The 13765-nt window shown below is 37.3% G+C and carries 14 protein-coding genes and 1 tRNA gene; 2 read left to right on the top strand and 13 right to left on the bottom strand.

Going from position 1 to position 13765, the window contains the following annotated elements:
* Positions 1 to 3 precede the first annotated feature (3 nt).
* From VPAR_RS06615 to ilvB, 3 genes are all read right to left on the bottom strand, one after another.
* Complete coding sequence (locus tag VPAR_RS06615; protein ID WP_012864653.1) at positions 4 to 594, bottom strand: beta-class carbonic anhydrase; 591 nt, start codon at positions 592 to 594, stop codon at positions 4 to 6.
* Positions 595 to 778: 184 nt separating this feature from the next.
* Positions 779 to 1291, bottom strand: coding sequence for an acetolactate synthase small subunit (gene ilvN / locus VPAR_RS06620; RefSeq protein ID WP_012864654.1), 513 nt, complete (start codon positions 1289 to 1291; stop codon positions 779 to 781).
* 8 nt (positions 1292 to 1299) lie between these two features.
* A complete protein-coding gene (ilvB, locus tag VPAR_RS06625) occupies positions 1300 to 3027 on the bottom strand; it encodes a biosynthetic-type acetolactate synthase large subunit (RefSeq protein WP_012864655.1) in 1728 nt (575 codons plus the stop codon).
* Between the two features lie 192 nt (positions 3028 to 3219).
* On the opposite strand from ilvB, the gene VPAR_RS06630 reads away from it, so the two are divergent.
* Positions 3220 to 3498 (top strand): hypothetical protein, encoded by a 279-nt coding sequence (locus VPAR_RS06630; RefSeq protein ID WP_004696628.1) that lies wholly within the window; start codon positions 3220 to 3222, stop codon positions 3496 to 3498.
* A 77-nt stretch (positions 3499 to 3575) separates the two neighbouring features.
* Here the strand turns inward: VPAR_RS06630 and VPAR_RS06635 are convergent, their stop codons facing one another.
* From VPAR_RS06635 to VPAR_RS06655, 5 genes are all read right to left on the bottom strand, one after another.
* On the bottom strand, positions 3576 to 4076 hold the full coding sequence (locus tag VPAR_RS06635; RefSeq protein ID WP_004696629.1) for a folate family ECF transporter S component: 501 nt from the start codon (positions 4074 to 4076) through the stop codon (positions 3576 to 3578).
* Positions 4066 to 4413: a nitrous oxide-stimulated promoter family protein gene (locus VPAR_RS06640; protein ID WP_004696632.1), complete on the bottom strand. Its 348-nt coding sequence runs from the start codon at positions 4411 to 4413 to the stop codon at positions 4066 to 4068. Before VPAR_RS06640 ends, VPAR_RS06635 begins: the two co-directional genes overlap by 11 nt.
* A gap of 9 nt (positions 4414 to 4422) precedes the next feature.
* Positions 4423 to 5238, bottom strand: a complete 816-nt coding sequence (locus VPAR_RS06645; RefSeq protein WP_012864656.1) for a class I SAM-dependent methyltransferase — start codon at positions 5236 to 5238, stop codon at positions 4423 to 4425.
* A 351-nt stretch (positions 5239 to 5589) separates the two neighbouring features.
* Positions 5590 to 6195, bottom strand: a complete 606-nt coding sequence (locus VPAR_RS06650) for a LemA family protein (protein WP_012864657.1) — start codon at positions 6193 to 6195, stop codon at positions 5590 to 5592.
* Between the two features lie 107 nt (positions 6196 to 6302).
* Positions 6303 to 7154 (bottom strand): hypothetical protein, encoded by an 852-nt coding sequence (locus VPAR_RS06655; protein WP_012864658.1) that lies wholly within the window; start codon positions 7152 to 7154, stop codon positions 6303 to 6305.
* Positions 7155 to 7240: 86 nt separating this feature from the next.
* Between VPAR_RS06655 and VPAR_RS06660 the strand changes: the two genes are divergently transcribed.
* A complete protein-coding gene (locus VPAR_RS06660) occupies positions 7241 to 7660 on the top strand; it encodes a hypothetical protein (RefSeq protein ID WP_012864659.1) in 420 nt (139 codons plus the stop codon).
* 81 nt (positions 7661 to 7741) lie between these two features.
* Here the strand turns inward: VPAR_RS06660 and VPAR_RS06665 are convergent.
* The 5 genes from VPAR_RS06665 to typA form a co-directional block, all read right to left on the bottom strand.
* Positions 7742 to 7816 (bottom strand) — tRNA-Arg (locus tag VPAR_RS06665).
* A gap of 129 nt (positions 7817 to 7945) precedes the next feature.
* A complete protein-coding gene (locus VPAR_RS06670) occupies positions 7946 to 8404 on the bottom strand; it encodes a low molecular weight protein-tyrosine-phosphatase (protein ID WP_012864660.1) in 459 nt (152 codons plus the stop codon).
* A gap of 99 nt (positions 8405 to 8503) precedes the next feature.
* Positions 8504 to 10747: an autotransporter family protein gene (locus VPAR_RS06675; RefSeq protein ID WP_012864661.1), complete on the bottom strand. Its 2244-nt coding sequence runs from the start codon at positions 10745 to 10747 to the stop codon at positions 8504 to 8506.
* A gap of 146 nt (positions 10748 to 10893) precedes the next feature.
* Positions 10894 to 11613 carry a DUF4198 domain-containing protein gene (locus VPAR_RS06680; protein WP_004696641.1) on the bottom strand — a complete coding sequence of 240 codons (720 nt, stop codon included), beginning with the start codon at positions 11611 to 11613 and terminating at the stop codon, positions 10894 to 10896.
* Positions 11614 to 11878: 265 nt separating this feature from the next.
* Positions 11879 to 13690, bottom strand: a complete 1812-nt coding sequence (gene typA, locus VPAR_RS06685) for a translational GTPase TypA (RefSeq protein WP_004696644.1) — start codon at positions 13688 to 13690, stop codon at positions 11879 to 11881.
* Positions 13691 to 13765 lie beyond the last annotated feature (75 nt).

Raw genomic sequence — 13765 nt, forward strand, 5'->3', positions numbered from 1 at the left:
ATTCTAATTCTTTTCGTAATATTGTTTCATTTGTGTATAGCCATTAACAATGACTTCGATTTCACCCGTTCTAGGATGGAAGATAAGACCGTGAATAGGCACATCTTTAGGAATCAAAGGATTCATACGTAATTCGTCTACTGTATCCTCTACATTTTCAGCAGGATGTGTAAAGCCATCAGCCCAGCGTTCCATTTCTTTACGGACCATATGAATCGCTTCTGGTGCAATACCACGAGCCAGCATTTTTTCTGTTAGATCTTTTGCCGTAGTTTTTGCCATACCACATTCGTGATGACCAATGATAAAGATTTCGTTAACTCCTAGCTCATAAATACAAACAAGTAAACTACGTACAACGCCATCAAAGGGACCTGTAATACAGTTACCTGCAGTCTTTACGATTTTCGCTTCACCGCGCCCAATATCCATGGAATCTTCTAAGAAGTTAACAAGACGTGTATCCATACATGTAACAATTGCCATTTCACGACTAGGCATTTTACTACACTTTGTATCTGTATCTACATAACCTGTATTTTGATCTTCTACATATTCTCGATTATGGGCTAAAATATCATCTAATAAGCTCATAGTACCTCCTATATAAAAAGACTTTGGCATACAACTAACGTCTCTATATCAATAATGCTCGATATACATATTATATCATATTAAGTTGTACACGCTTTAAGCCACAAAAAATAGGTCTATTCAAATACATGTATTATATATTTGAATAGACCTAAATCGCTTTTAAAGTGCTAGAGTACACACCTTATCTATCAGGTGTAGATAATGCTTCGATAGCTACGCTACCACCTCGTACAACTTCAATACGATTGACGAACATATCTTTAAATAAGGCAATCATGTCATTATTTTTAGATACGGTCTTTACACATTGTACTAGTACAGATTTACGATTATAATCCACAACTAATAGATCAAAGGTTTGGGCAATGCGGAAGATTTCTTGTTTATCCGCTTCTTTACAGCTATTGACCTTGATAAATAGTAATTCTTTTTTCGTAATCGGCATGTCCGTAAAGTCGATAACCTTAATCACCTCTACACTGCGATTAAGCTGTTTAATGATTTGTTCATATGTCAAATCGTCACAAGTAAGATCAATCGTCATACGAGACATGGTAGAATCTTCAGTTTCCCCTACAGTCAATGTATCAAGATTATAATTTTTGCCTGCGAAGAGGCCTGAAATCTTAGCTAGTACACCGATTTGGTTTTCTACATACGCTGAAATACAGCGTTTTTTCATTTGTACTTCCATAGCCCCTCCTATTTTTTATCCTTTAACAACATATCATTTAAGGATTTGCCTGCTGGTACCATTGGCAATACATTGAGTTCTGTAGGAATAATGAACTCAAGTAAGGTTGGTCCATTTTTGAAAGTATCAGCCAATTGGAACCCTTTTTCTATGTCTTCTACTTTAGTAATGCGCATGGCTTTAGCGCCATAAGCTTCTGCCAATTTCACAAAATCCGGTACATACTCAAACTCATCATTGTCGATTATGTCTCGCGTAACAATGGCACTTTCATCCATCATCAAGTTCGTACAAGCGTAACGTTTATCGTAGAATAATTGTTGCCATTGACGTACATTACCAAGGAATCCATTGTTTAATACAATAAGCGTTACAGGCAAGCGGTAGTGCATAGCAGTGGCAAACTCTTGGATATTCATTTGCACGCCACCATCACCACAGATGGCAAATACACGCTTATCTGGATTTCCCATTTGCGCACCTAATGCAGCAGGAAAACCATAACCCATAGTCCCTAAGCCACCAGACGTCAACATTTGATATTGACCTTTCACATCAAGGAACTGAGTAGTCCACAATTGATTTTGACCCACATCGGTTGTAACGATAGGACGTTCATAGTGATGATTGATGTACTCGATAACAGTTTGAGGTGTTAGACCCTCTTCGTCAGCTTGAGTGACAGGGCGCTCTGCCTTAAGTTGCTGTAATTGTTTTGGCCATTCGCCAAGGTCGTGAGGTTCAATATATTCTAAGATTTTTTCGATAGCCAATTTAGCATCTGCTACGATTGGAATATCAACCTTAATATTTTTAGAAATAGACGCCGCATCTACATCAATATGGATAATCTTACAATTTTGTGCAAAGGTACTTAGTTTACCAGTAATACGATCATTAAAGCGCGTACCAATAGAAATCATCACGTCACAATCAGTTATGGCTACATTAGGCGCATAGCCACCGTGAATCCCTACATTACCAAGATACAATGGATGACGGCTATCAATAGCACCTTTCCCCATCAATGTTGTAACAACAGGAATCCCTGTTTTTTCAACCAACTCCACCATAAGGTCGTTAGCACCACTAATACTTACCCCACCACCTAATAGGAATAGAGGCCTTTTAGCTTTACTAATAATAGAGCAGGCCTTTTTAACTTGACCTACGTGAACAGTAGTATTTGGTTTGTAACCGCGAATATTAACCTCTGTAGGATACTCATCAGAGCCCATAGCCTTTTGGATATTCTTAGGAATATCTACTACAACAGGTCCTGGACGACCTGTGCGAGCAATGTAAAAGGCCTCTTTCAAAATACGCCCTAAATCTTTACGGTCGCGAACAGTAACGGCATATTTACAAACATTGCGTACAATGCCAACAGTATCTACTTCTTGGAATGCATCATTACCCATGAGCCCCAAGTCAACTTGGCCTGTAATACAAACGAGAGGTACACTATCAGAATAAGCCGTAGCAATACCAGTCACAAGATTTGTAGCACCAGGTCCAGAGGTTACCATACAAACCCCTACTTTACCGGTACTACGAGCATATCCATCTGCCGCATGGGCCAATGCTTGCTCATGACGCGGCAAAATCACTTTTACCTTATCTTGCTTATATAATTCATCCATGATATCAATAGTAGCCGCCCCAGGATAGTTAAACAAAAACTCTACCTGCTCCTCTTGAAGGGCTTTTACCAGATACTGTGCGCCTGAAATCATAGGTATCTCCTTATTTATATAATGCATGCATATCGAATTCTCAATATTCACATCTGATATATCTAAAAAATTGAATATCTTATATAGATATGTTATACTCAGTAGTGTACCATATGTTGTGGTACATGAATATGTATAAAATCTCAAATTATAGAAATATATGTAGATTCTATTTTGAAAGGACTGAATATCATGAAAGAAATATTAGGTTTCCATTTAAACGGTTGCCCTTATTGCGCTAATGCATTCCGTGCTATCGATGAACTCGTTGCAGAAAATCCTGCATACGCAGATATTCATATCAACTGGGTTGAAGATCAAGATGCTCATGAGCTCTTCAAAACTCACCCATATGAATACTATCCGAACTTATGGTTCGACCTCGACAAACAATACGAGGCGCAACCTGGTGAAAGCTATGCCCAAACAAAATCTTTAATCAAAACTGTATTGGACAAAGCACTCGCGTAAAACGCTATATTTACAAATAATAATGCACCCCTAACATATAATCTAATGTTAGGGGTGCATTTTAGTATACTGTAAGATTATGGCTTTTTTTGTACCATAAACTTACTGACTGCTTTATACACAATTAAAATCAATGCAATTTCTAAAGGGAAACAAATGATATTTTTAATAAGACGTCCAATAAATATAGCAGATACTGCTTTGTTATAAAATATTGTGAGCCATATTGTATTTAATATCAGATGTATACATACAGTAACAATCGTCTCCGGTAAAAGTAATTGTTTAAATGTAACATTACGTCCGTGTAAAAAATACCCATACACATAGCCTACAAGAAATTCAGATATGATAAAGCCGGGAAAGAATACTCCTTGTCCAAATAAAGACATACCTATAAAACAGGCAATAGCAGCCATTATACCTGCTGCCATAGGCCCATAAAGAATACCAAATATAGCGGTTGATAAAAATCCAAAGGTAATATGTATAAATGTAGTATGAATAGCAAATATATAAGATAGTAAAACCGTCAATGCTACAAACATTCCTGTCTTTACAATCATATCAGTTTTCATAAGAAGTACGACTCCTTTTTCTATCCTTCCACTCTAAATACATATGGCGAATAACTTGAATTGGTGATATAAATAACATTCTAGGTCCACCATAGCGCATGATTTCACGTATTTTTTCACGATACGTAGGCGCATAGCAATGCGTTTTACATACGCTGCAGAAGGTCTTGCTTTCCATATGAGGACATACATCTATACGATGTTCAGCATATTGCCAAACTTTTTGACACTCCTCACAGAGTTGTCCTTTAGGAGTGTGGTGCTTATTATGACAATAGATGCCAATAATCTGGTACATAGTTTTTAGTTCTAACTTACGTTTCTCATCAACTGTCATGTTTCTCTCCTATTTCACAGACCATGAAACCCAAGCCACCTTATCAACAGTCTTATTATGGATTTCTCCATCAATAGCTAGTGGCTCAATGAGATTTCTAATCTCTTCTTTCATGTCTTCCATGTCTCCCCATCCATTATTATGAAGTCGCATGGTAAAATAATTAACTGCCTTTTCAAGAGACATAACCTCTGTTTCAGGAACGGTTTTATAAGTTACTTTCACATTATACCCCATCTCATAGATTGCATCTAAACACTCTTTCATCTTACCATCCCACGGAAAAGAATCACGACCAAAGAAATGTTCAGATAGCATATCTACCATTTCGTCACTCCGTTCACTGAAAGCAATCCACAAGCATTTATCATTACTTGCATCATGCATAGCGCGAATATTTTCTACATCAAACATAATTGGGCAGAAGATACTGTATGCCAAGTCAAAGCTTTTATCCCAACCTAGTTCTCGACGAGTTTCATCAGACCAAGGTCCGATATATAAGCTAAGATCTAAACCTTCTGACTCTGCTAATTGTTTAGCACCACGAATCATACCATCAGATAAATCGATACCAGTCGCCTTATAGCCTTCCCGAGCTAACCCAAGTGCGTAGTCACAAACACCACAGCCTACATCAAGTGTACGACCATTCGATGAAGGTAATAAATTTTCATCCTTTAAGAAGGCTAAAAAATCAGTGACCTGTGCCTTGCGATCCTCGCGATTGTGCATTTCTACAAAGTACTCGGAACGATGGTTCCATGCGTCTTGCTCATCGCGCCAAGTTTCGTTGACCGTGAGCTCCTGTATTTTATTTGTCATATTATCCCCTCTAAATAGCTACATCCTCAAACGGATGAGTTATAGATACATATATAAATAATTTTCACTTAGTTAAATTCACTATGTAATTTAACGCTCCCCTATATGTCCTAGTGTTCCGGCTAGGATGTTCAGATTTTCATATAGCTATCCTTATTGTACATCATTCTCAAAACAAAATGTGTTACCCAAATCACATTTATTATGTTATTTCGATATTATTAAATATAAAACTCTATATCGAAATCTTATCAGCAACTCAACTCATGTAGTTATCTATCTCTATGTAAAAAACCTCCACTCATTCGAATGGAGGATTTCTAGATTATTTTGTACATTGGCTTGCACTTCTTATTCTCGTTTTTCAAAGGATTCTCTAATTTTATTTGTTGTATCCTTCAATTTATCTGTACCTTTTATAGCAAGATCTTTAATCGCTTCAGGGTCAGCACCACTAAATTCAGCCAAAGCCTCTTCATTATTTGAATCAAAGAATGGAGCTTGTTTAAAGCCCAATAAAGATGCCACAAATACCATCGGAATTTGGGCAATCGCACTATTATATTCTTTCACTTGAAAGTTATACGTTTCACGCTTATTAGAGATAAATACTTCATTTTCACTAATAGCTTCTAAGAATTTACCATATTGAGTATTCGCTTTCAAATCGGGAAGCTGATTAGCTAATGCCGTAATATTTTGTACCGCTTTAGATGTTTCTCGAGCCATATCAATAAAGTTATCAGACACATTCAACTGGATTAGCTTCTCATAATCACCATACTCGTTTACAAGGCCTGTAAACTGATTTACAATAGCCACCTTTTTCTCGTAAGCAACAATAACATTGGCACGTGCAGCTTTAATCTCTACGGTCAACTTTTGCAGTAAATTGTATTGCTTAATAAAGAAGTAAAACAAGAATACAATTAATATACATATAAGCGTTGAAAGCATAAATTCTTCTCCATTTTTATTACAAATAACCATGCAATTTTGAAAATATTATACATACGTAAGATATAACCAATATGAAGTTTCATTCATGAAATAATATAAATCTATCAGTCACCAATTATAACTCGATATACTGGCATTCTATCTACTGTTTCTACATATTCTAATCCTTCAAAACAATCTTGTCCTTCTACTATTTTATTGGCAAGTTGGTTATGAATTTTTCTTAATAGTTCTACACTAGTAAAATATCTTCTATTCTCTGCGCTTAACTCGACTTTAATATCAGTTTGAAATACACCATCAATGCGATTCTCTTCATCTAAATCAGTTATATCAACAATATGCTCATTACTTCGTAGCTGTTCAGTACCTGTAATGAAAGCTTCATAGACGATACATACCTTACGAGTATTAACAGCAATGCCATACGGATTCCAATTATCTTTATTATCCGGTATATAATCGATGATATCTTTGGTGAAAGCATCATTACTTATATATTCTTGATTAGATAAAGCCCAATACACTGATGTCAGCACATCATTAGTAATAGGCGTAGAGCCTAATTTCTTCTCTAATAATTTTCTTGTTTCCCTCTTGAGTAAAGACTTTTTAATCCCGAAAAACACGGCAATGGTGGGAATCAACATAACAGCCAAAAGAGGTAAGATACTAAACACACTAGTTAGACCACTACTAGCATGTGGTGATTGTAGATGTGCACTACGAGAACCTCGATTAACTGAATCTGCGGTATGAGTCATATACTCTAAAATCTCTGGCGATTCTAACATACCAAAGGTAATAGCAATTAAAATTAATGTACCAATCGTTGTACAAATAATAAATAATTGTTTAGCTACCTTATTACATACAATCTCCTTCTCTTGTAGGGATAATACATCCATTTCCTTTACACCCTTACTCCATTTAGTAGTTCGTGCATGTATTTCCATTCGTTTCTCTCCTATTACTAGAGTTAATATAGCTGTTTCATATATTATTTATATTTATTATAATAAAAAAAAGAGGACTTAAAAGTATGGGAAAATATATAATAATCCTAATGTTTACATTAGTAGCTATTGCTGTAGCTTTTGCTACTTATAACTTATCTATAATTAGATCTATGCCTCCTGAAGAGCGTTATAAACTTCTTTACTTTAAGAATGATCAAGTCTCTATAGGCATTGGCTTAGTAAGAAGAACATTTAAATTAAGCGATATTCGTGAGGTACGTTTTTCTAAAGGAAAACAATTCCGTAGCATGGGCAGCTGGGCCGGCAGAATGCAAATTTGCAAACTAAATGGCAAGACAAGTCGTTGGATAGAGTTTGATGGTACTGTCTATTACAAAAAGATGGTATATATAACTAATGAAGAAATCATTGATAAATCAATAGACTTACTGATAAATGAATTTCAATCACGAGGAATTCGTTGTACTAAATATAGATGCTAACATATAATTTTCTGAACTATACATCAACCTAAAGAATAAAGACACATAAAAAGGCTTCTCGAAATCGAGAAGCCTTTTATTTGGTGCGCCTAGCAGGAATCGAACCTGCGCACCCGGTTCCGGAGACCGGCGCTCTATCCCCTGAGCTATAGGCGCATGAATACCTAAAAATTATACCATATTACGCTATGGTTCGATAGTATAAAGTATATAGAACAACTAGGATTATACAGAAAGCCCCCTATAGTTAAGCATCTTGTTAGATAACTATAAGGGCTATCTCTATTATATTCTTGCCTTAATCAATTCTAGTAAAGCATCACAGCTCCGACTTATATCGTCATAGGTTTCATCAAAGTTTCCCGTATACCAAGGATCCTTTACATCACGGTTTTCACCAACGAACGACATGGCCTTATACACTTTAGAGTCTATATCATTGCCAATGATACGTTTTAAATTCCGCCCATTATTTTCATCCATGATAATAAGATAGTCGAAATTATGATAGTCATCAACCGTTACTTGACGAGCCTTACGACGCGTATAAGGAATACCCATTTCATCTAATTTCTCTTTAGTCCCATAATGAGTATCGTTTCCTATTTCTTCACGAGATGTGGCAGAGGATTCGATATAAATAGAATCGCTTAAGCCTGCATTATTAACAATATGTTTCATATAAAACTCGGCCATTGTAGAACGACAAATATTACCATGACAGATGAATAAAATATTAACCATTATAACTCCTAATGAATAAAAGCTTAATCATAAAAAAACTCCTTATATACTAATGGTCCTTACAGCATACGCTATAAGGACCATTAATGCAATATTCAATTAAAAATTATGTCGTATCCCAGCATCAATGCGCCATGTATTTTCTACGATAGCACCAAAGTTTTTAGTGAATGTACCATATAGATATGTACTAGGACGGACACTCCAAGACCCACCAATTTCAGCATCAAGCCATGTATCCTTCAAATCTACTGTTGTTTGTACTGTTGGATTACCTGGTGCGGAATATGTTGTATTTGCCTTACCAGAGAATTCATGCGCTAATGCTAATTTAGCGAAGATATTGGATTTTTCTGTTTCTTTCCCAATGCCAATACCAAGTCTGCCTACAGCAGAGTTCACAGCATCAGCTTTCACATGCATAGAACCACCACCGACAACAGAAGCATCATAGGATACACCATTCAAACGGCCTACAATAAATTCTACACTAGGATCGATGTAGAAACCATTTTGCTTCTTGATGCGCTTACCGTATTCAGCACTCAATGATGTACCATAAGTATGATACTTGCCATTTAACCGCTGTCCACCAACAGTATAAAGGTTATAATTATTGGATAAACGATTACCACGAGCAATGATATCTAAATAACGACCATCATCATGTTGTTTTGTTCCGTACAAGGCAATGCCACCAAGTTTACCATCACCACTGCCATTAGTATAGGAATTACTGGATGTACTATAATCAATAGCGCCACCGAAAATCCACCCATTAGAAGCCTTATGATCGTAGCCGACTTGTACACCATTATACGTCATATGTGCATCAGCACCGTCTGTAATTTTAGATTTACCGCCTATATATTTCGCCCATACACCTTTGTTTGTATTAGCTAAACGAAGATCTCCTAAACGGCGTTGTAAATCATTGGTATTACTCTTCCATGCCATAGCGGTTGATGTAAGAGCAGATTTTGTGCCACTTACCAAGGATGATTCACTAGCACGATTAATCTTTGTCGTATCTCCCACAACAAGGCGCCCCTGTGAGTCAAAATGATTTGCACCAAGCTCTGCAACAGCACCTGGACTAGTAATACCTTCATTGATTTGAACAGTTGTACTCAGTTTCTTATCATTGCCAGTATATTGTAATTTATCGGCTAAGGCTTGTATTCCCTTACGGTAGCTATCATCATTAGTCAAATTAGCTCCATCACCTTGCAACGTAATATGGCTATTATCTGCAGCATGTTCAACAACGATATTCCCCTTTCCATTTTCACCAGCTGGAACACCGGCCTTATAAACAGCATTCACATAGCCGCTATAATTTTGAATTGTAATAGGTCGTGCATCAATAGGATGAAGTATACCGGATGCCGATGGACTTGATCCACCTACGAGATTACGAACCTTACTGCCCTTGTATAGATATGCTGCATTATCTCCAGATGGACGTTCTCTTTTAGAGGTAGGACGCTCCATACCAATCCATTCATTATTCCAAGTTCCTCCATTTTGTAAGTAAATGTCAGCACCAGAATTATGCGGGTTCTTATTGCTTTCAGCATATTCATTTAGTACGGCACCCGTAAGTTTAGAATTAGGTGTTGTAAAAGCTAATGCTATATTCGTTGGCGCTTCGTTATGATTTGGATCACGACCATAATCCTTATTAATTAACCCTACATTACCAACAGCGACCAATTCCTTAGAACCTGGATGTTTTCCGTCAGAACCAGTATTAACGTATACATCACCCTCTTCTGCCACTACGGAGTAAGTATCAGAAGTTTCTAAAGGATGAGTGATGATACGTCCACCACCATCAACAATGATATGGCCACGTTGATTAGCTTGTAAACCGACACCGATAGCATTAATATCTACATTACCTTTGACGTGAATATTAGTATCTCCATAATCTCTATCAGGATTGTCCTTGCTGAGTCTTGGCACTTTACCGCCGTAACCAGCATACACAGCGCTCATATAGTAATGACCGAGTTCCCTTTTTGAGGCTGGTGCATCATTCTTAAGACGTACAATCAAATCTTTATCCACCGTCAATTGTGATCCAAATCCATTATAAATACCTGATACATTTTTAGTTTTACCTGTATCTGTTAAGCTTTTACCATGCACATTAACCGTCAAGGTATCCTCTATATGCTTGACTTCCGGTTGTGTTTGTACCGGTGCCCCCATTGTTAAGCCAAGCAATTCCTCCACTTTATCACTTGTGGCATTAATTTCTGTAGCAAATGCAGAGCAGGTCATTCCAGTTAATACCAACGCAGCCATCACAGCCGATACATTTCGTTGTAATTTCATAAAAATCTCTCTTTCTTACCCCGCCTAATACGAGGCTCTCACAGAACGCATTTATACGTACACCCTAAAAATATAAAAAGACCCCCTAAGTCCAACTTAGGAGGTCTTGTTTATTTCACACACTTAGTAAATAGTTATATCCTATATTATTCAGGATTGATGATGAAGGACAATGCACTGAAGTATTTATTTTGCTCACCTTTAGTTTGAGTTGGGAAGCCCACTTCAACGCCTACTACGTTAAGGCCATTAGCACTTACAGTAACAGTTGCTTTACCATTAGCATCTGCTTGGCTTTCATTAGTAAGATCATTAATTACGTCTTTAATAAGAGGTGCATTTGCATATGGTTTACCGTCTTTCAAGACTTGGATTTCATATGTATCACCTTTTCTAAGAGTTAATGGGTTAACAGATGGAATGATTTGAATGAAAGCATCTTTATTATTGAAAGGTTTTGCTTCTGCATTCCAGTAGTGAACGTCATATTTAATGGCATGTGTACTTTTTTGAGCACCTGGTACTTCAGAGATTGGTTTATGAACAGTTTTACCATCTTTGTCTTTTGTCCAATAACCATAGTCAAAGTCAGTTACTGTAATACCCAATTTATCATTTGGTACAACCACTACATTTTTTTCATGTTTAATAACTTGTACAGGAATTACCATGCCATTGTTATCTAAGCCAATGATGCTTTTTACCATTTCTGGGCTATACGCATCATCAACAGGGCCTTCGCCAAGTACTAGCGCTTTTTCATCTAAGCGGTTAGCAAAGAATACGCCATGCGCATCAACGGAAGAGCACACACAACCTGCAGCTAAACCTACTGCAAATAAAGAAGCTAAGATTTTCTTATTCATAAGAACCTCCATAATCAATAACTTTTTCAATAAACTTGTTATTATTATACAGCGTTACAAATATTTCGTATATACCAATACCCCTATCAGCAAGTTATTATGCGTATTTAGTATATTAACTTATTTTTATACCCAATAATCATAAATGATAAAATTATCACTTATTTTCATGAATATATGACTTGTAAGAATATGTTAGATAAATACTTATAGATTAGATAAAAAAGGCGCTCCTTAAGGAGCGCCTTTATATCCGCATGAGATATTATTTTTTATTCTTCGCTGCTTTCGCACGTGCGTTACGATCAAGAATTGTTTTACGCATACGAATGCTTTCAGGTGTTACTTCAACAAGTTCATCATCGTTGATCCACTCAAGAGCTTGTTCCAAAGAGAAGATACGAGGTGGAGTCAAGCGTACCGCTTCATCAGAGGAACTGGAACGCATGTTGGTAACATGTTTTTTCTTACATGGGTTAACATCCATATCAAGTTCACGTGTATTTTCACCGATAACTTGGCCTGCATACACGTCTTGGTTAGGACCAACGAACAATGTACCACGATCTTGAACGGAGTTCAAACCATATGGAGTAGTTTCGCCATTTTCGAATGCTACCAAAGCACCACGTGTACGGGAAGGAATTTCACCTTTATATGGTGCATAGCCATGGAATACATGGTTCATGATACCATTACCTTTTGTAGCTGTTAAGAATTGTGCACGGAAACCGATCAAGCCACGAGCCGGAACTACGAATTCCATACGAAGATAACCGGCCAATTCAACCATATTAGTCAACTCAGCTTTACGTTGACCGAGATTTTCCATTACGGTACCCATAAATTCCTGAGGTACGTCAATGGTCAATGCTTCGAGCGGTTCACACAATTGGTCGTTAATAGTTTTGAAAATTACACGAGGTTTACCTACTTGTAATTCGTAGCCTTCACGACGCATAGTTTCAATCAATACTGCCAAATGCAATTCACCACGACCAGATACCTTGAACGCATCTGCAGAATCAGTTTCTTCTACTTTCATAGAAACGTTAGTTTCTACTTCACGGAATAAACGATCACGCAAGTGACGGGATGTAACGAATTCACCTTCGCGGCCTGCGAATGGAGAGTTATTTACGGAAAACACCATAGACAATGTTGGTTCGTCGATGGAGATGGATGGTAATGCTTCAGGATTTTCAGCATCCGCTACTGTTTCGCCGATGTTAATATCGTCGATACCTGCAAAGGCAATGATATCACCCATTTCAGCTTCGTCAGTTTCAACGCGATTCAAACCATTGTATGTGTACACACGACCGATTTTCGCTTTACGAGTGCTTTCACCGTTCATGATTGCCACTTGTTGGTTAGTTTTCATTTTACCGCGAACGATACGACCTACGGCGATTTTACCGATGAAGTTATCGTAATCAAGTGTAGTTACCATGAATTGAAGAGGGCCTTCCATATCACCTTGTGGTGCCGGAATCTCATCAATCAATGTTTTGAACAACGGTTCCATGTTTACAGCTTCATCATCCCAGTTGGTTTTGGACACACCGGAACGAGCAGATGCGTAAACTACAGGGAAGTCGAGTTGATCATCATCAGCTTCAAGCTCCATAAACAATTCAAGGACTTCATCCTCAACCTCTTTAACACGTTGGTCAGGACGGTCGATTTTATTGATAACTACGATTGGTTTCAATTTTTGCTCTAATGCTTTACGCAAAACGTATTTAGTTTGAGGCATTGGACCTTCGTAAGCATCTACGAGAAGCAATACGCCATCAACCATGTTAAGTACGCGTTCCACTTCGCCGCCGAAATCAGCATGGCCTGGAGTATCAACGATGTTGATTTTGATACCATCATGCATAACAGCAGTGTTTTTAGACAAAATAGTAATACCGCGTTCACGTTCCAAGTCGTTGGAGTCCATTACGCGTTCTGCTACCTTTTCATTCTCACGGAACACATGGCTTTGTTTTAATAATGCGTCCACCAAAGTAGTTTTACCATGGTCAACGTGGGCGATAATCGCTACATTACGAAGATTTTCGCGAATCATAAGATCCTCCCTTTAATTCTTTCAGTATATTCTATATCACATAGCCTCTGTGAAAGTAGCTATGTAGGTATATTT

The sequence above is a fragment of the Veillonella parvula DSM 2008 genome, from assembly GCF_000024945.1.
Lineage (GTDB): Bacteria > Bacillota > Negativicutes > Veillonellales > Veillonellaceae > Veillonella > Veillonella parvula.